At 35.8% G+C, this 20801-nt stretch carries 20 protein-coding genes and 1 pseudogene; 6 read left to right on the top strand and 15 right to left on the bottom strand.

What is annotated here, in order from left to right; translation table 11 throughout:
* Nucleotides 1–2 precede the first annotated feature (2 nt).
* From BUL40_RS11660 to BUL40_RS11645, 4 genes are all read right to left on the bottom strand, one after another.
* On the bottom strand, nucleotides 3–875 hold the full coding sequence (locus tag BUL40_RS11660) for an N-acetylneuraminate synthase family protein (protein WP_080319405.1): 873 nt from the start codon (nucleotides 873–875) through the stop codon (nucleotides 3–5).
* Nucleotides 868–2034, bottom strand: a complete 1167-nt coding sequence (locus BUL40_RS11655; RefSeq protein ID WP_176465477.1) for an acylneuraminate cytidylyltransferase — start codon at nucleotides 2032–2034, stop codon at nucleotides 868–870. The genes BUL40_RS11660 and BUL40_RS11655 overlap by 8 nt, the downstream gene beginning before the upstream one ends.
* Before the next feature lie 6 nt (nucleotides 2035–2040).
* Nucleotides 2041–3090 (bottom strand): polysialyltransferase family glycosyltransferase, encoded by a 1050-nt coding sequence (locus tag BUL40_RS11650; protein ID WP_080319404.1) that lies wholly within the window; start codon nucleotides 3088–3090, stop codon nucleotides 2041–2043.
* Nucleotides 3091–3163: 73 nt separating this feature from the next.
* Nucleotides 3164–3991: a glycosyl transferase gene (locus BUL40_RS11645; protein WP_080319403.1), complete on the bottom strand. Its 828-nt coding sequence runs from the start codon at nucleotides 3989–3991 to the stop codon at nucleotides 3164–3166.
* Nucleotides 3992–4129: 138 nt separating this feature from the next.
* On the opposite strand from BUL40_RS11645, the gene BUL40_RS11640 reads away from it, so the two are divergent.
* A complete protein-coding gene (locus tag BUL40_RS11640) occupies nucleotides 4130–4966 on the top strand; it encodes a glycosyltransferase family 2 protein (RefSeq protein WP_080319402.1) in 837 nt (278 codons plus the stop codon).
* Here BUL40_RS11640 and BUL40_RS11635 read toward each other — a convergent pair.
* Both BUL40_RS11635 and glf read right to left on the bottom strand, forming a co-directional pair.
* Nucleotides 4963–5757 carry a glycosyltransferase family 2 protein gene (locus tag BUL40_RS11635; RefSeq protein ID WP_080319401.1) on the bottom strand — a complete coding sequence of 265 codons (795 nt, stop codon included), beginning with the start codon at nucleotides 5755–5757 and terminating at the stop codon, nucleotides 4963–4965. The genes BUL40_RS11640 and BUL40_RS11635 overlap by 4 nt on opposite strands.
* A gap of 176 nt (nucleotides 5758–5933) precedes the next feature.
* Nucleotides 5934–7034 (bottom strand): UDP-galactopyranose mutase, encoded by a 1101-nt coding sequence (gene glf, locus BUL40_RS11630; protein WP_080319400.1) that lies wholly within the window; start codon nucleotides 7032–7034, stop codon nucleotides 5934–5936.
* 123 nt (nucleotides 7035–7157) lie between these two features.
* Between glf and BUL40_RS11625 the strand changes: the two genes are divergently transcribed.
* The gene (locus tag BUL40_RS11625) at nucleotides 7158–8195 is read left to right on the top strand and encodes a beta-1,6-galactofuranosyltransferase (RefSeq protein WP_080319399.1); all 1038 of its coding nucleotides are present in this window, start codon (nucleotides 7158–7160) and stop codon (nucleotides 8193–8195) included.
* Between the two features lie 3 nt (nucleotides 8196–8198).
* Here BUL40_RS11625 and BUL40_RS11620 read toward each other — a convergent pair whose 3' ends face one another.
* Nucleotides 8199–9014 (bottom strand): 2,3,4,5-tetrahydropyridine-2,6-dicarboxylate N-succinyltransferase, encoded by an 816-nt coding sequence (locus BUL40_RS11620; RefSeq protein WP_080319398.1) that lies wholly within the window; start codon nucleotides 9012–9014, stop codon nucleotides 8199–8201.
* A 102-nt stretch (nucleotides 9015–9116) separates the two neighbouring features.
* Between BUL40_RS11620 and ruvX the strand changes: the two genes are divergently transcribed.
* Genes ruvX through BUL40_RS11605 form a run of 3 tightly spaced genes read left to right on the top strand, consistent with a single transcriptional unit; the run spans nucleotide 9117 to nucleotide 10598 of the window.
* Complete coding sequence (gene ruvX, locus BUL40_RS11615) at nucleotides 9117–9527, top strand: Holliday junction resolvase RuvX (protein ID WP_010520044.1); 411 nt, start codon at nucleotides 9117–9119, stop codon at nucleotides 9525–9527.
* Between the two features lie 3 nt (nucleotides 9528–9530).
* Nucleotides 9531–10121, top strand: a complete 591-nt coding sequence (def, locus tag BUL40_RS11610) for a peptide deformylase (RefSeq protein WP_010520045.1) — start codon at nucleotides 9531–9533, stop codon at nucleotides 10119–10121.
* A gap of 54 nt (nucleotides 10122–10175) precedes the next feature.
* The gene (locus BUL40_RS11605; protein WP_080319397.1) at nucleotides 10176–10598 is read left to right on the top strand and encodes a DUF5606 family protein; all 423 of its coding nucleotides are present in this window, start codon (nucleotides 10176–10178) and stop codon (nucleotides 10596–10598) included.
* A 36-nt stretch (nucleotides 10599–10634) separates the two neighbouring features.
* On the opposite strand, the gene BUL40_RS11600 is transcribed toward BUL40_RS11605, so the two are convergent.
* Genes BUL40_RS11600 through rlmD form a run of 4 tightly spaced genes read right to left on the bottom strand, consistent with a single transcriptional unit; the run spans nucleotide 10635 to nucleotide 14053 of the window.
* Nucleotides 10635–11348 carry a carbon-nitrogen hydrolase family protein gene (locus BUL40_RS11600; protein ID WP_080319396.1) on the bottom strand — a complete coding sequence of 238 codons (714 nt, stop codon included), beginning with the start codon at nucleotides 11346–11348 and terminating at the stop codon, nucleotides 10635–10637.
* Nucleotides 11349–11387: 39 nt separating this feature from the next.
* Nucleotides 11388–12161 carry a DUF6048 family protein gene (locus BUL40_RS11595; protein ID WP_080319395.1) on the bottom strand — a complete coding sequence of 258 codons (774 nt, stop codon included), beginning with the start codon at nucleotides 12159–12161 and terminating at the stop codon, nucleotides 11388–11390.
* Entirely contained in the window at nucleotides 12142–12636 is a 495-nt protein-coding gene (locus BUL40_RS11590; RefSeq protein ID WP_029511618.1) for a DUF6452 family protein, read from the bottom strand. The genes BUL40_RS11595 and BUL40_RS11590 overlap by 20 nt, the downstream gene beginning before the upstream one ends.
* Nucleotides 12637–12643: 7 nt before the next feature.
* Nucleotides 12644–14053 carry a 23S rRNA (uracil(1939)-C(5))-methyltransferase RlmD gene (gene rlmD, locus BUL40_RS11585; RefSeq protein WP_080319394.1) on the bottom strand — a complete coding sequence of 470 codons (1410 nt, stop codon included), beginning with the start codon at nucleotides 14051–14053 and terminating at the stop codon, nucleotides 12644–12646.
* 167 nt (nucleotides 14054–14220) lie between these two features.
* On the opposite strand from rlmD, the gene rocD reads away from it, so the two are divergent.
* Complete coding sequence (gene rocD / locus BUL40_RS11580; RefSeq protein ID WP_080319393.1) at nucleotides 14221–15498, top strand: ornithine--oxo-acid transaminase; 1278 nt, start codon at nucleotides 14221–14223, stop codon at nucleotides 15496–15498.
* A 2-nt stretch (nucleotides 15499–15500) separates the two neighbouring features.
* On the opposite strand, the gene BUL40_RS11575 is transcribed toward rocD, so the two are convergent.
* The 4 genes and pseudogenes from BUL40_RS11575 to BUL40_RS11560 all read right to left on the bottom strand — a co-directional run bounded on the left by BUL40_RS11575 (nucleotide 15501) and on the right by BUL40_RS11560 (nucleotide 20718).
* On the bottom strand, nucleotides 15501–16544 hold the full coding sequence (locus BUL40_RS11575; protein ID WP_080319392.1) for a S66 peptidase family protein: 1044 nt from the start codon (nucleotides 16542–16544) through the stop codon (nucleotides 15501–15503).
* A gap of 5 nt (nucleotides 16545–16549) precedes the next feature.
* Complete coding sequence (locus BUL40_RS11570) at nucleotides 16550–17815, bottom strand: carboxypeptidase-like regulatory domain-containing protein (protein ID WP_080319391.1); 1266 nt, start codon at nucleotides 17813–17815, stop codon at nucleotides 16550–16552.
* Between the two features lie 75 nt (nucleotides 17816–17890).
* Nucleotides 17891–18274 (bottom strand): annotated as a pseudogene (gloA2, locus tag BUL40_RS11565) (SMU1112c/YaeR family gloxylase I-like metalloprotein).
* Entirely contained in the window at nucleotides 18274–20718 is a 2445-nt protein-coding gene (locus BUL40_RS11560; protein WP_080319390.1) for a M14 family metallopeptidase, read from the bottom strand. The pseudogene gloA2 and the gene BUL40_RS11560 overlap by 1 nt, the downstream one beginning before the upstream one ends.
* Nucleotides 20719–20801 lie beyond the last annotated feature (83 nt).

Below are 20801 nucleotides of genomic sequence, written 5' to 3'. Positions count from 1 at the left end.
CTTTATTTCTTATATTTTAATTTATCTCTTTGTACTTGTTCAATGGCAAGGATATCTTGTTCCTTGTAGGTAAGGGCCTCATAAGTTGCTCGTAAATCTCTTGTTAATTTACGTAAACCCATGGGTTCTAAAGAAGCGGCATGGTCTGTTCCCTTCCAGGTGCGGTCTAGGGTATAATGCCTTTCTATAACATGTGCCCCAAGGGTGTAGGCGGCAACATCTACCGCAATACCTAAATGATGCCCAGAAAAACCAATACTTTTGACCTTATCGCCATACTTCTCTTTAAGGGTTAAAATATCCAATAAACAAATATCTTTAAATGGAACTGGGTATCCAGAGGTACAATTGTACAGCACTAGGTCTTGGTTTCTTCCCTTTTGGGTAAAGAATTGAATTAGTTCTTCAATTTCATCTTTTGTGGTCATCCCTGTTGAAATATGTATCTCTCCCTGGTAATTCTCGCACAGGTAAGTAAGCATCTTATAATGGTTATTACACGCAGATGGAATTTTTATAAACTCAGGTTCTAGGCTACATATTTCCTTGGCCGAGGTGGTATCCCAAACTGAGGTAGCATAGGTAATACCCAACTCCTCACAATAACTTTTTAATTCTTGGTGCTGCTCTACCGTAAATTCTAAAAACTCTCTGTGGGCACCATAGGTTTCTCCATAGGAGTTAACAGGGTTAGGGTGTGGCGCATTATATTGTTCTTCTGTAAGTAACTCTTTGTTGTTTCTTTTTTGAAACTTTACCGCATTGGCATTTCCAAAGATTTTTGCCATGTTAATTAATTCTTTGGCAATCTGCATTTCCCCTTTATGGTTACAGCCAATCTCGGCAATTACATAGGGTTCTTTAAATTTATTCAAACCGTTGATTATAATTAATTATAAATTCTGATACTTCTCTTATGGCACCATTTGCAGAATCGTGATTTAGCACAACGTCTGCGTGGTATTTTATTTCTTTGGTAGCATTTTTAGGGCAAAAAGACCATGCTACTCGTAACATATTGCTTAGGTCATTAACATCATCTCCAACGTAAGCCGTGGCATTCACATGTATTTTGCTTTCTGCCTGCAGTTGTTCTATCAATGAATATTTATCTTTTACCCCTAAGTAAACATCTTTGATTTTAAGTTTTTCCATTCGTTTTTGAACCACTTTGGAGTTCTCTGAAGTCATTACAATAACTTGAACATTGTGTTGTCTTAGAATTTCTAGTCCCATACCATCTCGCATGTCAAAGGTTTTGGAAAGTTCACCTTCTACGCCAAATGTTACCCTTCCATCTGTAAATACACCGTCTACATCCAAAACCAAATAATTTAATCTCCCAGTATTTTTACTGGTTTTACTTGTGTTGATGATTAATTGTTCTATGATTTTCCAATCAGAAAGGGAGTCTATTTCCGTTAAGGTTTCCTCGGGCATTTCTATGGTGGCAATGTTGCCACTTATTCTATTGCTACTATTTTTAAAGGCTTCTTTGGTAGTGGTGTAAACGGCGCCATTTTCTATGTTTAGCCCTTCAAAATCTTGTCTTCTAGGTCTTTTGTAAATGTCATAATTAAGACTTTTTCCATTGCTGTCCCAAATAAATCGATGTGTTTTAACTACAGATAAAGCGCTGTCATAATCTTGTTGCGTAACGCAATGTAAAGCTTCGTTTATGTGTTCTCTTTTAGTTAAGGGCGATGTTGCTTGCAACAAGCAGAAATAATCAAAGTCCCAGTCTATTTTTGAAGCAAATTCTAACATGGCCGCTTCGGTAGATGCGGTGTCCGATGCGTTTTCATCTGATCTTTTTATAGCTTTGACCTTGTCGGACCACTTAAAATTAAGCTCTAGGTAAGAAATTATTTCATCATCATCCGTAAAAACATAAATGGTATCTAAATTTGAGAAAATAGCCTCGGTTAAAACCCATGTAAATAAGGGTCTGCCAAGTAGTTTCTTTTTGTTTTTATGAGGAATCCCTTTAGAATTTTTTCTTAATGGAATAAAGCCAATACGTTTAATTGCCATGTTATTTTACGATTTATTCGTATGCAGAATTAACTTTTTTATTGCTTTGGACGCAAAATAGTCTAAATAATCAATTCCCATATAGTGTCTTTCTTTTATTCTTTTCAAGTTCTCCAAAGCTGTTGAAAATAAAGTGTATCCTTTTTCAAATTCAAAATTATCTTTTAGATCTAACAACTCAATAGGGAACAACTTAGGTAAGACCAAAGCAGTATTAAAATGAAGACTATAATCTGTTTTTTCCCTTGGATGTGTCTTTATAATTATTTGATATTCTTTGGGTATCCTATCAATTAAATCTTTATATATTTTAATTTTTACAGCTTCGCTAGCTACAATATTATCTTCAGAAATTGGTTGGGTTAGTACCAACACCTTTTTTTTATCGTGGGAAATATTTAATGGCGTATTAAACAGGAAAAGATTGAATATTAAATTTTTATGCTCCTCTTTTAATAAGGGTAATTCTTTATTAATGTTTAGTTCTACGGCTTTTTGCTTTAACTCTGCGGGTAGCTTATCTGGGTACTGGGCTAAGACAGCGCTAATTTCTTTGTTGTACCCTCCTGCCAGTGGTGTATTGGTTAAAAAGGTTTTATACAGGTATTCTATTTTAGAATGGTTTTTTATGTATGTTCTTGCGCCGTCTTCTATCATGCTCATGCCTTTATTGGCACATAAATAATAAAAGTAGCTTTTAGAGGAGTCTGTTTCACATAGATAAACATCAGAAGCTAAAATAAATGCTTTTTCATTTGCAAGGCATGGATGTTTCTTTTCTAAGTAAGGAATTAATGTACTTTTTCTTCTTAGACCATAATTGAACTTTCCTAGTTCTTTTTTATGCGTCTTTTTTTTAGACAGAATGTGTACTTCTTTAAAAAAATGCTGTTTTAAAGCAGGTATCAAAACTTCTATACCAGGTGTGGTTTCAATTAAAAAGAGCAAATTCTCCCCGTAAGTTTCCGTATAATTAGCGTCTTTTATAAGATGTAATATAGACAGGTAAAGGTGATAAATTGTAGTAGCTACGTATGTTCTTTTCTTATTGTTCAAAATAAGCGGGCAAATGCATGTAATGTGGTAAAAATAGGTAATAATTAAAGATTACCTTGGTTTGTTCTATTTTCTAATCAAGAATCAAACGCTTTAAACTATATTCTTTTTCCAATGCATTCCATTGTTTGGTATTTAGGTCTTGGCCCAAATTTACCTTCTTTAAAGACACTCTTTGGGTATTGGCAATTGGGATTGGTTCTTTGGGTTTTACAGTAGTTTCTAAGGATAAGGTGCCATTTTTTAAGGCCATAGCTTTAAACCACAAGTCGTCTGCTTTAGGGGTCAATTCTAAAAATTTATCTACGTTTAGCACATCTGCATGTAAACTATTAGGCGGGTAAAGTACGCCCCAAGCTCCTACAGGTACTTTAGCTTTGCTATTAATTGCACTATTTTGTCTCCATGTTTTATAGGGAAGAACATTTCCCTTATCATCATAATTTAAATTAACACAATGGTTCCCCAGGATTACTTCAGGATTTTTTAAATGGCATTGGTAGATTAATTCTATAAAATTAGACCTGTACATAAAATCATCATCTACAGTTACAATAATCTCGTTTGGGTGTTTTTCTAACGTATGTATTAATTTTCTATGGGAGCAGTTTAAATTTGAAAATGCAATTTCAAAATACTCGTTTTCAAGGTTTTTAAGGGATTTGGGAATACTTTGTTTTAAGTCGCTGTTGAGCCATACTATAATCTTAGAAGGCATTTTGGTCTGGTCAAGAATACTTTTTATTACTAAATGTAGACTTCCCAATCTAGAAGGAATAGATGTTAATGAAACAATTACCGGCACCTGCTCTTTTTTCTTTAAGTCTTTACTAGAAAATGACTTAAATGATAAGTAACCGGTTTTGGCAATAGATATAGGTAGCTCTTTTACTAATTTCATTTAAACTAAGTTGATGTAAATCATGAAGGTCATTACAAGTTTTTTATGAACTCTAGGATTAAGTTTTAAGACTATTTAATATTCTTATGTTTTAAGAAAACCAAAGATATACCTTTGCGGTTTATTATTTTTGAACCCATGGAGAAGAGTATTCCGGTAAATCCAAAAATTTCTATAGTAATTAGCACTTATAATTCTGAAGCTTGGTTGCAAAAAGTGCTTTGGGGTTTTAATTGCCAAATTTATAAAGATTTTGAAGTTGTTGTTGCAGATGATGGTTCTGGACCCAAGACTAAAGCTCTTTTGGATGAAATGAAAAAAACTGTTTTCTATCCAATTGTTCATGTGTGGCAAGAGGACGAAGGTTTTCAAAAATCGAGAATATTAAACAAAGCGGTAGTGGCCTGTACTACCGATTATATTATAATGACAGATGGTGATTGCATTCCTAGAGAGGATTTTGTGCATGTGCACTATCTTAACAAAAAGCCAGGTTATTTTATATCTGGGGGGTATTATATGTTACCTATGAACATTTCTAAGATGATTTCTGAGGAGGACATAAAACAACAAAACTGTTTTAATATTAATTGGCTCAAAGAAAAAGGAATACCCAAGACATTTAAAAATAACAAACTTACGGCAAAAGGGTTGGTTTCGAGATTTCTAAATGCATTTACCCCTACCAATGCCAGTTGGAACGGGCACAACAGTTCTGGTTGGAAAAAAGACATCTTGAACGTAAACGGCTTTGATGAGCGCATGCAATACGGTGGACAGGATAGGGAATTGGGAGAACGTTTGTTTAATTTTGGAATAAAGTCCAAACAATTAAGATATAGTGCCGTTTGTGTGCACTTGGATCATAAACGCGGTTATAAAACACCAGAGTCTTTAGCTAAAAACGCCGCAATAAGAAAAGCAACACGTACCAAAAAAAAGGTTTGGACACCTTATGGAATACAGAAGGATTAAGGCATTACCAATAGGTAGGCTATCTCGTTCTTTTTTCTAAGCCTTTTAAGTTCGCGGTAACGCTCCCAAACACTCAATGCATTTAAATAGCTGATAATAATTCCTTTTTTACCATCTAAAAAGCCCAAACGTATGAGGTAATGGTGTACAAATTTCCAAAAAGGCTTAAAAATGAATAAACAATAGTTAAACTGTTTTTCTTTATAGAACGCTTCTTTTGCTTTAAGCCTACCATAACTGAGCATTTTACCTTTGTAATCTGCATAATTTTTATAACAGTAATGGGTAAGTTTTTCTTTTAATATGCCAGTTGTGCCATCTACCTCAAGGGTTTCATGAACTAATTTTGCATCTGTAAAACGGCATTTGTTCTTTTGGAATAATCTTATATTTTTATCGGTTTGCCAGCCGCTAAAACGCAACCGTTCTGTTTTGAACATAAACGTTCTATAAAACCAATAGGCAGCGAGGGCATCAGGTTTGTTTACCGTGTCTTTAATTTCACTAGCCAGCTTGTCTGTAACCACTTCGTCTGCATCTATAAAGAGCACCCAATTGTTAGTTGCTTTTTCTAAAGCAAAAGATTTCTGGGCTGTAAAGTTGCTAAATGGATGCTGAATTACGTTAACGTTCTCTTGTTCTAAAAGGTATTCGTAAGTCCCGTCCGTACTAAAAGAATCCACCACAATAATCTCATCTGCAAACCGTATGGAATCTAAACACATTTTAATGTGTTCAATTTCATTGTAGGTTATTATTAGTGCGGTAATTTTTTGGTCAGAGTTGTTCAATTGCTAACGAAATTTATGGTTATGTTCGTTTTGTGCTCGCAAAATTATAACTTAAAAACAACAATTAAATTGTATAAGTGTTACTTTTTCTTACAAACTAATGAGTCTGCTAATAGAGTCTTATTTTATTAAAAGGTTGCGTGCAATCTTGTGAAATTTATAAAATAGACTTTTGCTTACGGACTAAAAATCTTTCTGGTTTTGGCCAATGCACTGCCAATTACTTGATGCATATCATAATATTTATATTCCGCCAATCTGCCACCAAATATTACATTTTTTTCATTTTTGGCTAATTCCTTGTACTTATTGTAGCGTTGGGTGTTTGGGGCATCGTTAACAGGATAGTAAGGTTCGTTTTTAATGCCAGCCTCTAGAGGATATTCCTTGGTAATGACCGTTTTTGGTTGTTTGCCAAATTCAAAATGCTTGTGTTCTAATATCCGGGTATAGGGTATAGAAGCTTCGGTATAATTAACCACCGCGTTGCCCTGGTAATTTGGAATGTCTAATATTTCATGTTCAAAACGTAGGCTTCTATATTCCAATTGCCCAAATTTATAATCAAAATAAGAATCAATTTTACCTGTAAAAACCGTTTTATGCGCTAGCTTTTGTAATTCTTCTTTTTGTTCAAAAAAGTCAACATTTGTTCTACACGTAATATCAGCTAATAGGCCATTAATTAGCCTATTATATCCTCCAATGGGTATGCCCTGATAGGTGTCATTAAAATAGTTGTTATCAAATGTAAATCTTAAAGGCAAACGTTTTATAATAAACGCGGGCAGATCGGTAGCTTTGCGTCCCCATTGTTTTTCCGTATAACCTTTTATGAGTTTAGTATAGATATCTTCTCCAACCAACCCTAAAGCTTGCTCTTCTAAATTAGTAGGTTCTTTTTCTTTGTATTTAGAAGTTTGTTTTTCAATAATGGTAAGTGCCTCCTGTGGCGTCTTTACTTGCCATAGCTGATAAAATGTATTCATGTTGAATGGCAAATTATAAAGTTGCCCCTTGTAATTTGCCAACGGAGAATTGGTATATCTATTAAATGGAACAAACGAATTTACATAGTCCCAGATGTTTTTATCGTTGGTATGAAAAATATGTGCACCATATTTATGCACGTTGATACCCTCTATGTTTTCACAATAAATATTACCACCTAAGTGTTTTCTTTTGTCTATTACCAAACAGGTTTTTCCATTTTTTTTGGCTTCATGCGCAAACACAGCCCCATACAAACCAGCGCCAACAATAAGATAATCGTACATTAAATACAGTTATGTAAAAAATTCTCCTCAAAGATAACCTCAAGTTTACTTTTAGATGGGTATTAGCTACCTTAAATTGATATGTATAGTAATATCTTTGAAAAATCTTTTTAAAATTCAGTTGTGACCAAGAACGTTTATTATATCTCAAGGAACTACAAGTTTGCCAAAAATGCAGCATCCAAACCAAAAATGGATTGCGAAATGATTTTGGACCAAATGGGTATTTATAATTTAGGGTTTAAGCAATCCAATTATAGAAGTTCCGCTTTGGGTGCCGTAATTAGTTTTTTGGGTATCACCAAAGGGCTATTAACATTACCTAAAAGGTCTACATTGGTAATGCAGTATCCACTAAGCAAATTTTATGGATACAAAACCAAATGGGCCAAAGCTAAGGGGTGCAAAATAATTTTAATTGTACACGATGTTAAAACCCTTATGGGAAAGAACAAGGAGGTTGCCAAAGAAATGAAATTATTCAATAGGGCAGACGTTTTGGTTGTACATAATAAAGCCATGTTATCTTGGTTTAAAGCCAACGGTTTTAAAGGTGAATTGGTTTCTAACTATCTTTTTGATTATTTATTAAAACCAGATCAGCGCTTACCGGTCTTACCTACAGCAAAAGGAACCAAGATTGTATTTGCCGGTGGTCTTGGGATGGAAAAGAGTGCATTTTTGTACAAATTGAATGCATTAAAAGAACCGGGTTTTAGATTGGAACTTTATGGCGGTGGTTTTCAAAAGGAGAAGGTGCAAAAAAAATCAATTTTAAACTACCATGGGAGTTTTGCTCCAGATGAGGTTTTAAACCATGTAAAAGGAAATTTTGGTTTGGTATGGAACGGTAATGCGGTAAACCGCTGCGATGGTGCTTTTGGCAACTATGTTCAATTTAATAATCCGCATAAAACCTCATTATACTTATTGGCCGGGCTACCATTAATTATTTGGAAAAAGGCTGCGGTAGCCACATTGGTAGAAGAAGAGGGCATAGGTTTTACTATAGAATCCTTAGAAGAATTGTCCAAAAAAATAGCTGCAATTTCAGAAAGTGATTACCAAAAAATGCTTACAAAAGTAGCGGTGACTAGAGAAAAAATTGCCCAAGGACATTTTTTGGAAACGGCCATGGGCAAAGCATTACAGTTAGTCTAAGGTTTAAACCGCTACATCGTGTTCACGAAGGGCATCGTTTAAACTAGTTTTCTTATCGGTACTTTCCTTTCGCTTACCAATTATTAAAGCACAAGGTACTTGGTATTCTCCTGCGGCAAATTTTTTAGTGTAGCTACCAGGAATTACCACGGAGCGTGCCGGAACTCTCCCCTTCATTTCTACAGGTTCATTGCCCGTAACATCAATAATCTTTGTAGATGCGGTCAAAACAACGTTAGCGCCCAAAACAGCTTCTTTCTCTACGCGTACACCTTCTACAACAATACATCTAGAGCCAATAAAAGCATTGTCTTCTATAATTACGGGAGCAGCTTGCAATGGCTCTAATACACCACCAATACCAACACCTCCACTTAAGTGAACGTTTTTACCTATTTGGGCACAGCTACCTACGGTGGCCCATGTATCTACCATAGTACCTTCATCAACGTAGGCACCTATGTTTACATAACTAGGCATTAAAATGGTGCCTTTAGAGATGTAGGCCCCGTGTCTAGCAACCGCATGTGGTACTACACGTATACCCTTTTCTTTGTAACCTTTTTTTAACGGAATTTTGTCGTGGTATTCAAAAATACCTGCCTCTAAAACTTCCATTTGTTGAATTGGAAAATATAGCACTACACCTTTTTTAACCCATTCGTTTATCTGCCAACCATCTGCTGTTGGTTCGGCACAACGTAAAGTACCTTCATCTATTAAGTCTATAACTTTTCTTATAGCGTTTTGGGTTGCTTCTTCTTTTAATAAATCGCGATTATCCCAAGCTTTCTCTATAAGGGCTTTAAGTTCTGTCATTACTTCAATTTTGTTGTAAAGATAGTTTTAGAAAGACAATAATTCCGCCTAATTTTAAATGCATAACATTTTTAAGGCTATTTTTGCCAAAATTTAGATTTTGTGGCAAGGTTAATGGCATTGGATTATGGTAAGGTAAGAACAGGTATTGCCGTAACAGACGAAATACAATTAATTGCATCTGGTTTAACAACGGTAGCAACCAAAGATCTAATTCCATTTCTTAAAAATTATTTTGCGCAAGAAAATGTGGAGAAGGTTATTGTAGGAGAGCCTAAACAGATGGATGGTTCCGCCTCTGAATCTGAAAAGCTTATCAAAGCATTTCTTGCTAAATTTCAACAAAATTTCCCCAATTTATCCGTAGAGCGGCAAGATGAAAGGTTTACCTCTAAATTGGCAGTGCGTACTATGATAGATGGTGGATTAAAAAAGAAAAAAAGACAAGATAAAGCTTTGGTAGACCAGATAAGCGCTACCTTAATTTTACAATCTTATTTAGAGAGAAAATAGCATATGATTTTACCAATTACGGCTTACGGAGACCCAGTTTTAAGAAAAAAAGCATCTGAGATAACAAAAGAATATCCCAATTTGGATTCACTTTTGCAAAATATGTGGGAGACCATGTATAATGCAAGTGGTGTGGGTTTGGCCGCACCACAGGTTGGACTTCCCATTCGTATTTTTTTGGTGGATACTACCCCTTTTTCCAATGACGAAGATTTATCTGAAGAAGAAAGTAAGCAATTAAATGGTTTTAAAAAGGTTTTCATCAATGCAAAAATTGAAGAGGAGACTGGTGAGGAATGGGGATTTAACGAGGGTTGTTTGAGTATACCCGATGTTAGGGAAGATGTCTATAGAAAACCAAAGATTAAGATAACCTACCAAGACGAAGCGTTCAATACACATACTGAAGAATATGATGGTTTGTTAGCGCGGGTAATACAGCATGAATATGACCACATAGAAGGTGTGCTATTCACGGATAAATTATCATCTTTAAAAAAGCGTTTGTTAAAGAGTAGATTAGACAAAATAGCCAAAGGAAAGATTAGGGTTGAGTACAAAATGCGTTTTCCTTTGTTGAAAAAAGGGCGTTAATACTTGGGCAGTTTTTATAAAAGCATAAATTTGCGCGCATAAATTTAGATAAACATGGCGTTGGAGAAAATATTATCTATCGGTGGAAAACCAGGATTGTATAAATTAATAACACAGACCCGTTCCGGTTTTGTTGGAGAATCTTTAATAGACGGGAAAAGAATTACCGTTGGTTTTAGAAACAACGTAAGCGTACTGTCTGAAATTGCCATTTATACCTTGGAGGAAGAAGTTCCATTAAGAGAGGTTTTTCAGAAAATCAAGGATAAAGAAAATGGGGGTAAAACAGCCGTACATCACAAAGACGAAAAAATAAAGTTAGAAGAATATTTTTTTGAAATTCTACCTAACTACGATGAAGATAGGGTGTACGCCAGTGATATCAAGAAAATTATACAGTGGTATAACCTACTGCATGACAATGGTATTACCGAATTTGCACCGGCTATAGAGGAAGAAAGTTCGGAAGAAGAGTAGTACGTTTTTAAGTATACAATTAATATGGTCCCAACATTAGTTGGGACTATTTTGTTTTAGGGATATTCTTAAAATACCCTCATCTTCCGCTAAAGCACGAATTAGTTTTCCATTTTCATCCCAAAAAGCACTACGCCCACCACCAATAAACCCCTCGCAGGGCCCCACACAATTTACAATACCAATAGGTGTAACCGTATTTTTGGCTAGTTGCTGTAAATAGTCATAACTACTTATCATAGCTTTTTTTGTTTTAGCTGCAGATGCCAACACTAAGTCTGGTTTTTGTTTGTTAATAAATTCATGGGCGTCTATTGTGAAGCTTTCATAACAAATAAAAAATACAATCTTTTTACCCGCTATGTAAAAGACCTTAAAGGATATACCGTTATCAAAAAAGGGTTGTTCATCTACATGTAAAAGATGCTTGGCATAGCATTCTGTTTTTTGTTGTGGCTTGGTAATAAAAGCAGCTATTTTTGGCTTTTTAATGGTACCAAGCGGGCTACCTACTACTATAGTTGTATTGTGTTGATTACTTAGTTTTGAAAATACACCCCAAACTGGGTCCTGTCTAGTAAGTGCTATATTGTTGGCCTGTTTGGTTGTATATCCCGTTAAGGATAATTCAGGAAAAATAATTAAGTCAGTAGTTTGCACACAAGCTCTGGTTACCCATTCCTTGTGTTTTTTTAGATTGTATTGGATAGCGCCAACCTCTGACCTTATTTGTAACAATGCCAATTGCATAGTACAAGTTTAACTATACCGCTGGAATAACTGCGTAATTTATTCCTCTTTTTCCGAATCCTTTTTTGGTTTTTTTGTCTTTTTATATAGGGGAATAAAATAGGAAATAGAATAGTTGTAGCCAACGCCCCATTTAGCATCTTCCGTAACTTTATTAAAGCCAGGAATCCATAGGTTATTAAAATTATCTGCTTCTTTGTTAGATAGTAAGTGGGCCATTCTAACACTCATTCCCAAATACACATTGTTGAAAACCTCATGTTTTAAGCCAAGAACAAATTCTAACCAAGTGGCACTCAATCCATCATATTCCGTAGGCGTGTTGCTGCCTAAAACAAAATCCCCTTCTGGCGCATATGTTCGGTTTTCGTTATAAAAACTAAAATTGTTTACCGTATTGGAAAAAGAACTATGCGCTACACGGCCACCAACGGTAATTAAATTACTCATGCCGTACCAATTGCCATAGGTATTGTAATCTGCCCCCAACTTAATGTAATTACCAGAAACGGTGTAATCGTATAAGACAGAATTGCCTATATTTTCGTCCTTTGTTTTTTCTTCTTTACCTACTTCTGCCGCCAAATACCATTTATCGTTTAACCTGTAATCAGCAACTAATTCTAGTCCGCTATAATCATCGTCTAAAAATCCTTGTACTTGTCTACTTAGGTCTACCCCAATGCGTAGGCCATAGGCGTATTTTCTGGTTATTGTATCCTTTTCTTGAAGGTCTATGGTCTTGGTTTGGGCAAAGCTATTATGGCTAAACAAAACCAAAAAGATTAGCAGCTTAATGAAATATCTTAACATGGGTTAACGTGTCTCTTTTAACTAAAGTTACTTCTACGGCTATACTATCTATCCAATTACCCGTATCCGATGTAAGGGCTGCGGTAAGCTCATTATAATTTGCTATATACCCACATGCAGTAGATAAGAATTCTTCTTCTACCGAATAGGTAAACGTAACCGTGTCTGGATTTCCATTAACTGTACCGTCTTCTGCAACACTATAATTATTGTGTAAGACAAAAGTAGTACTAGAGGCATCTGTACGGAGCGGTAAGCTATCCGTGGTTTTGTTGCCAAGGGTGTTAACCACCAAATTAGATAAAGTTTCCGTAGACCTTAGGTTAGGTACAGATTTTTCTGTTTCTGGCTCTTCATAGTCGTAAAAGCCTAACATCAATAGAGGTGTATCTCCTGCCACACAGATATCATCCTTTTCACAAGACGAAAATTGAACTAAAAACGCTACGATCAAAACATATAGCAATCGCTTCATGTATGTATTATCTTTTTTGTAAAAGTACCACATTTTCTACATGGTGGGTCTGTGGAAACATGTCTACAGGCTGTACTTTAACTACCTTGTATTGATGATCCATTAACGCCAGATCCCTTGCCTGTGTGGCACTGTTGCAACTTACGTAAACAATTTTTTCTGGGGCAACGTTTAACAATTGTTCAACAACTTTTTTGTGCATACCATCTCTAGGTGGATCGGTGATAATTACATCTGGCACACCATGTTCGTTAATAAAATCGCCATCAAAGACATTTTTCATATCACCAACAAAAAATTCCGCGTTGTTTATGTTGTTTGCCTCTGCATTGGCTTTTGCATCTATAATTGCTTCGGGTACTGATTCTATACCAATAACTTTTTTGGCCTTTTTAGCAACAAACTGTGCAATGGTTCCCGTTCCCGTGTACAAATCATAAACCAACTCGTTTCCGGTTAGGTTGGCAAAATCACGGGTTACTTTATACAGTTCGTAGGCTTGTTCTGGGTTTGTTTGATAAAACGATTTAGCGTTTATTTTAAAACGCAAACCTTCCATTTCTTCAAAAATGTAATCTCTTCCTTTGTAACAAATAATTTCTTGGTCGTAAATGGTGTCGTTTTGTTTGCTATTTACTACATACTGCAAGCTGGTTATCTCTGGGAAAGTTGCCTCTAAATGGTCTAATACCATTGTAATTTTCTCTTTCTCATCCTTGAAAAACTGAATTACTACCATGACTTCACCAAGTGTACTGGTTCTAATCATTAAAGTGCGTAATAATCCGGTTTGGTTTCTAGGATTAAAGAATTCCAAATCATGTTCTTGTGCAAATTTTTTGGCTTCTAAACGTATGGCATTACTTGGGTCTGGTTGTAAGTAACATTTATTGATGTCCAATATTTTATCCCACATACCGGGTATGTGAAAGCCAAGTGCGTTTCTATTTTCTATCTCTTTATCAGATTTAATTTCATCTAAAGAAAGCCATCTAGAATCAGAAAAAGAAAATTCCATTTTATTTCGATAGAAATAGTGCTTTTTAGAACCTAGAATAGGTGAGATTTCTGGTAACTCTAATTGACCAATACGCATTAAATTCTGCTCAACCTCTTTTTGCTTGTAATACAGTTGATGCTCGTAACCCATATGTTGCCATTTACAGCCGCCACAGGTACCAAAATGTTCGCATTCTGGAGTGGTACGTTTATCTGATAGTTCATGAAAATGAACCGCAGTTCCTTCAAAGAAATTTTTACGTTTTTTAAAAGTTTGTACATCCACAATATCTCCAGGTACGGCATTGGATAAAAAGATAACACGGCCATCTGGCGATTTGGCTACAGATTTGCCTTTTGCCCCAGCGTCTACTACGTTGACCTTTTCAAACAGCTTATTACGACTTTTTCTTCTCATGCCGCAAAAATACATCTTTAACGGGCTTATTAGGATAGGCCATTTAAGTTTTATTAACTTTGGCAAAACAGGGGTGATTTCTCTCCCACGCTGCTTTTCTGGTATATTCCAGAAAAATAAAGGTACAGAAGGAATGGTTGTTTTAACAATAATAAAAACGTATTAAAATGGCTGTTTTACAAGATTTAACTTCACAGCAAGCAATTGATTTAGAAAACAAGTATGGTGCACACAACTACCATCCGCTACCGGTGGTTTTAACCAAAGGAGAAGGTGTTTTTGTGTGGGATGTAGAAGGTAAGAAATATTATGATTTTCTTTCTGCCTATTCTGCCGTAAACCAAGGGCATTGCCATCCTAAAATAATTAAAGCACTTACGGATCAGGCCCAAAACCTTACTTTAACATCAAGGGCATTTTATAATGACCAACTGGGTAAATTTGAAAAATTTGCCACGGCGTATTTTGGGTATGATAAATTATTACCTATGAATACGGGTGCCGAAGCAGTGGAGACGGCTTTGAAAATAGCACGCAAGTGGGGTTATGAGAAAAAAGGAATACCTGCTAACCAAGCAAAAATAATTGTTTGTGAAAACAATTTTCATGGGCGTACCATTACCATAATTTCAGCCTCTAACGACCCAGTGGCCACCGAAAATTTTGGACCATTTACTCCAGGAATTGTATCTATACCTTATAATGACATAGCTGCATTATCCGAAGCATTGCAAGATGAACATGTAGCTGCATTTATTGCTGAACCAATACAGGGAGAAGCGGGAGTTTTTGTTCCGGATGAAGGCTATATTAAAGCAGCTAGGGCATTGTGCAAGGAAAAGAATGTACTTTTTATTGCAGATGAAGTACAAACGGGTATAGCTAGAACTGGAAAATTACTAGCTACTTGTGGTAATTGTAACTGCGCCGACCGCAATTGTTCTGGGGAACCAGAAGTTAAACCAGATGTATTGATTTTGGGTAAGGCCATTTCTGGTGGTGTTTTTCCTGTATCTGCTGTTTTGGCTAATGATGAGATAATGGAAGTAATACGCCCAGGCAACCATGGTTCAACATTTGGAGGCAATCCTCTGGCCTGCGCCGTAGCAACCGCTGCGTTAGAAGTGGTAAGGGATGAGCGGCTTGCGGAAAATGCGGCTGAGCTTGGGGAACTGTTCCGCTCTGAAATGGAAAGAATTATAGCAGAAACAGATTTAGTACTTAAGGTACGGGGTAAAGGGTTGCTCAATGCAATTGTTATTAACGATACCGAAGAAAGTAGCACAGCCTGGGATATATGTATGGCATTAAAAGAAAATGGACTTCTAGCAAAGCCAACACACGGCAACATTATACGTTTTGCACCGCCATTGGTTATGACCAAAGAACAGCTTATGGATTGCGTTTCTATTATAGAAAGTACACTTAAAGCTTTTAAAAAATAAATTTATATAACCGTATTCTCTTGTAATGCAAGAGAAATTTTTTCGGCATTAAAAGAAGCCTTAATCCCTGTAGGAATGGTTAGATTTTGAGAAATGTGTCCAAAACTAAAACCATAAGCTACAGGGATTTTTAATGGGCTTAATCTGTCTATCAACACTTCTTTTAGCGTAAAATTGGTCTTGTCCTTTGGCCTGTCACAACCTTTAAAAATTCCTAAAATAATTCCGGCTGCATTAGAAAAAGTAGTACTGCCCAACAGTTGTGTTAGCATACGATCTATGCGGTATGGTGCTTCTTCTATCTCTTCTATAAAGATTAGTTTGTTGGTAAAATCAATTTCATACGGTGTACCTAAGAGCGCAGTAATTAATGTAAGACTACCGCCAACTAAAACCCCACCTGCTTTTCCAGGATAGATGCAATATTGTTCAAATTCAGGATTTATGTTTTCTTTCGCTAATTTGGATGTGGTATTTCTCAGTTTAAAGGGGGTCTTGTTTTTCATAACCAATTTCTTTAGCCATTTTTGGCTAAAGGTGTTATTTAAGGTGGTGCCCACAGGACCATGAAAGCCTACTAAGCCAGTTTGTTGATAGATAGGATTTAATAAAGCGGTAACATCACTAAAGCCAATAAAAACTTTTGGGTTGTTCTTTATAGCGTCAAAATCCATGAATTGCAATATTCGGGTGCATCCATAACCGCCTCTTGCACATAGTATACCGTCAACTTTTGGGTTGGCAAACATTTCGTTGAGGTCTGCGGCTCGTTCTTTATCAGTATTACTAAAATATCCGTGATTTTTGTAAAGCCGATTGGTGTAATAAGGAACAAAACCCATACTCCTTACTGTCTTAAAAACGCTTTCTAGTGTATCTTTTGACAACCCATACCCCGGAGCAATTATACCTATTGTGTCTCCTTTTTTTAGTCGTTTTGCTTTCAGGGTTTTAATTTCCGTATTCTGTGAAAATCCCGTATTTGGTAGAATTGTAGCTGCCGCTGCTATTGCGGTTTGTTTTAAAAAGACCCTTCTATTTTTCATTTAGTTTAAGCGCCTTTGCGTTCTTCACGTTTTAATTGTCTTTGGATTTTTTTAATGGCGTTCTCAATAGATTTCTCTGGCTCAATTATGTTATATGCACCCCAAAAATCTGGGTCTGAAAAACCATCTGCCTCATCTGCAAGTATAATAGAGCTTTTTAATTTTTCTCTGTTTTTTAGATTAGCCCCATCGGTATTGTTTTCCCAATCGGTTATTGCCATTTCTGCGGCCATACTGTAAACAGAGTTAAATAGTTTTCCTTTCCAATCTACCTTAAATTCCATAAGAATGTTACTATAACCAAAATACCATTTGCCATTTTGTTCCCTGTAATCTACACGATAAGCAACTTCTGTTGGCCAAACATCTACATTGGCAGGTTTTCTGCGTACAAATAATTTAGCGGCTAAATTTCTATCGGTAATATTTAGCTGATAAATAGCGCTGGTCAAGGTTTTATTGGTAGCATCTATAAACAATTTACCTTTATATAAGGGAGAAGTAATTGTAGCTAATTGGTTAAAATCTACAATATAAATAAGCTTATTATCAATATAGGTGGTGCCATTGAATTTAAAATCGTACTCGTTCATGGCATTTTCTGAAAATACGTATTGTGGGTAACGTATTAAATCTACGTACAGTGTATTAAATGGTCCGCCCTGTAATTTTAAGGCTACAGTATCTAATTTGCTATAATCTGTGCTTTTTCGAGCTTTGTAAATTTTCATGGCGTCTTTGCGATCCGCCTCATAAGGACTTTTATAGATGGTGACCACAGCTTCTGAAAGCGATACATTCTTACGTCTTTTTTTTATGGTTTCACGGTAAAATGCCGTCATTATGGTTGGCTTATCAAAATACTTTTCACCTTTTTTACTAAAAACCTCCCATACCAATCTTTCTACATTTTTTGGTGCGTTTATATCTACTGGAGCCAATTGGGTTACGGCAACGGTTAAATATATCTTGTTCTCCTTATTTTTTAAGCTGGTTAAAGGCACTGTTTTGGTCTCGTACCCCAAAAAAGAAACTACAACTTGCGCATTTTTAGTAGTAAGTGGTACTTTAAGACTAAACTCACCATCTGTATTGGTAATTGTACTGGTATTGGTGTTTTCTACACTCAAAGTAGCAAGAGCTAGCGGTTTGTTAGAGCCTTCTTCTAAAACAACACCCCCATATTCCCTGAACGACTCTTTTTGTGCAAATATTGAAGTGCTAATAAGCACCAAGTTAGCTAAGATAAATACAAATTTAAACCTTTTCATACCATCGACTTTTACTTTAAAATTACGAATAAATTTGCTTAGACGGTTATATGTTTAATTCTGTCTTATCCATAATTATAGTTCATAAAGTTCTAAGGGTAAATGATCTGGGTCTTCAAAAAATGTAAAACGCTTTTGTGTTACTTCATCTACTCGTATAGGTTCTGTGCTTACGTTTAATTCTTTTAATCTTAAAATACACGCTTCCAAATTAGAAACGCTAAAAGCCAAGTGTCTTAACCCTTGTGCTTCTGGTCTAGATGGCCTTTAAGGTGGATTAGGAAACGAGAATAATTCTATACAGTAACTACCGTTTAAGGCTAGGTCTAGTTTATAGGAGTTGCGTTCTTCTCTAAAGGTTTCTTTGATTATGGTAAACCCCAACACGTTAGTATAGAAGTGTTTCGATTTTTTATAATCCGAACAAATTATTGCTATATGATGTATACCCTTTAGCATTAATCTACCATAAACAAAGCATTGGCAAAGAACAATTTTCCATTTTCCCAAAAACCTCTAAATAAAGGATTGTCTACTAGATAAATAACTTGTCCACGCCCCATTTTTTCTGCCCCAAAAACTAATGTATTACCTAATTGCTTTTGAGCCGTACTGCCGGCAAAACCAGAAACAGGTGTGGTATTATTTTCTAAGTATACGGCATTGCCTGTTTTTAGATAGTCAAAAGCTTTGGCCCCCAGTTTTAAAGTAAAGTAGGTATCTGTATAACCAAAGGCCAAGGGATGGCTGTTATCTACTTTGGTTTTAAAAATGGCGCCAGTAATGGCCTTTTTCATGGATTCGCGCTGTAAATCTTTATGTGCTAGGGGCTTTTCTTTCTCCTCAGATTCATTTTTTTTCTTTTTTATGCCAAAACCACCTTTACTGGCTAATTGATCAATAGCACCACTCATGGCTATAAGGTTACCGCCAGACCTAACCCATTCTTTTAAATCTTTAAGGGTTTCTTCGTCTAAAAATCGGCCATAATTACCATCTGGTAATATTAAAACATCATAAGTATCTAAATCTACTCTTTTGGCGTATGAACTTTCTAAAATGGTAATTGGGTAATTTAGTTGCTGTTCAAAAAAGTGCCATATTTCGCCAAATTGCAAGGTTCTTGTAGGCTCACCACTTAGTACGGCAACTCTAGGTGCTTTTATCATGTCTACATAACTAGAACCAAAGTCTTTACCCTTGTCCACAAATCCGGTACTAACCGGGTGTAAAATTTTGTCGGTTTCTTTGGCTGTCGCTATTAGTGTTTGTTCAAAATTTTTAACATTTTCGTTATCGGAACGTGTAATAATTAAACTACCGCGTTCAAAAGACTGATTGTTAATAGTAAATGGGGTAGTAGCTTTTCTAACCTTTACTTTCTTTTGTAATAAGCTGGCTAAGAACTTAGCATCTCTTAAGCTGTTCCAGTCGGTAACGTAAGCGTATGAATTGGGCTCGAATAGTTTTGTTTCTGTATTAAGGGTACTATTCTGGGTATTTACCAAACTAGTTGTTGCAATGGCATCTAAGCCGTAAGCATAAGGTAGCGACCAAGCAGTGATATCATAAGTTAAGGAATCACTCAATTTAGCATTTGGTTCAAATAGAACTTTAACCATTGTGCCCTTGGGTTGATCGGTAGAAACCACCAAGGTATTTTGGTCCGTACTCATACTTCCAAAAGTGCCATTGGTATAATTATAGCCTTTAACCGTACTATTTTTGGTAAAACCATAGGTAATTTCGTGTTGGTCTAATAATTTGGTGAGTGCATCTAATTTATCCGTGTCTCCTTTAAGCACATAGCTCTTATACTTGTAATTTTTGTTTTGGTAGAATTTTTTGAATTCTTGGTTTAGTTTAACGGAGTTGTTAGAAGCCACTTCAACGGTAGATAAACCCGTAGTAAAATGATGGTCTATTCTATCCTTTAAGGTTAAGGTATCTCCATTATTGGTAATAATACCTAATCCTGCCCTACCACTGCCACCTTGCTCGTAGGTCATGCCAATAGCACCATTATACATAGGGTAGGTATCACCATAACTAGGATATAACAGGTCAAAAACCTCTTTGGTAAAATAGAACCAACCGTTTGCATCAAAATATTTAGCATGGTTTTTTCCAATAGTTTCTTGGAACTGACGTTGAAAGTCAGTTATCACCTCATGGTACGGTTCTGCGGCAGGTGCAAAATAATATGGGTTGTTAACTCCTTGTTCATGAAAATCTACATGCACGTGTGGCATCCATTTATTGAATTGTTTTAAGCGTTGTTGGCTTTCAATCTGTGTTAACCAAGCCCAATCCCTATTTAAATCGAACATATAATGATTGCTTCTGCCAGATAGCCAGCCTTCATGGTGCTCTACACTATTGGGATCTACTTGGTTAGGTGTGTTTTTATTTTGGTTGTACCAATTTACATAGCGATCTCTTCCATCTGGGTTAATACAAGGGTCAATTATAACTACGGTATTTTCCAGATAAGCTTGTTTTTCGGTTAATAAGGAATAGATAGTTTTCATGGATGCTTCAGTACTTACACTTTCATTACCATGCACATTATAACTTAACCAAACAATAGCCTTATCATTTGTACCCTTATTATTTATACTTTTTAAGTGTTCGGTTTGTATATCGTCTAAATTGCTGATGTTTTCTTTAGACGAAACGTAGGCCAAAATTAACGGTCTTCTTTCGTTGGTTTTGCCATAGCGTACCAATTTAACCCTGTTAGGAGCAGTTTCTGCTAAATATTCGTAATAAGCTACTACTTCATGATGCCTGCTAAATTGGGAGCCCAAGTCGTACCCAAGAAATTCTGAGGGAGTTTTAATATTTTGAGCTTTTAAAATGCTTAGAAATAAAGAGAAACAAAGTAGTAAAGATAGCCTCATTGGGTTGTATGGTTTTTTGGTATGTCTCAAATCTAGAACAAATTTTTAGTTTCGGCAATTAACGAAATTTTTAGGATGCCTAA

Origin of the sequence: Croceivirga radicis, from assembly GCF_002072105.2 — a bacterium.
Taxonomy (GTDB): domain Bacteria; phylum Bacteroidota; class Bacteroidia; order Flavobacteriales; family Flavobacteriaceae; genus Croceivirga; species Croceivirga radicis.
The sequence above is the reverse complement of the archived record's forward strand: the minus strand, read 5'-3'. Positions and strand labels throughout refer to the sequence as shown.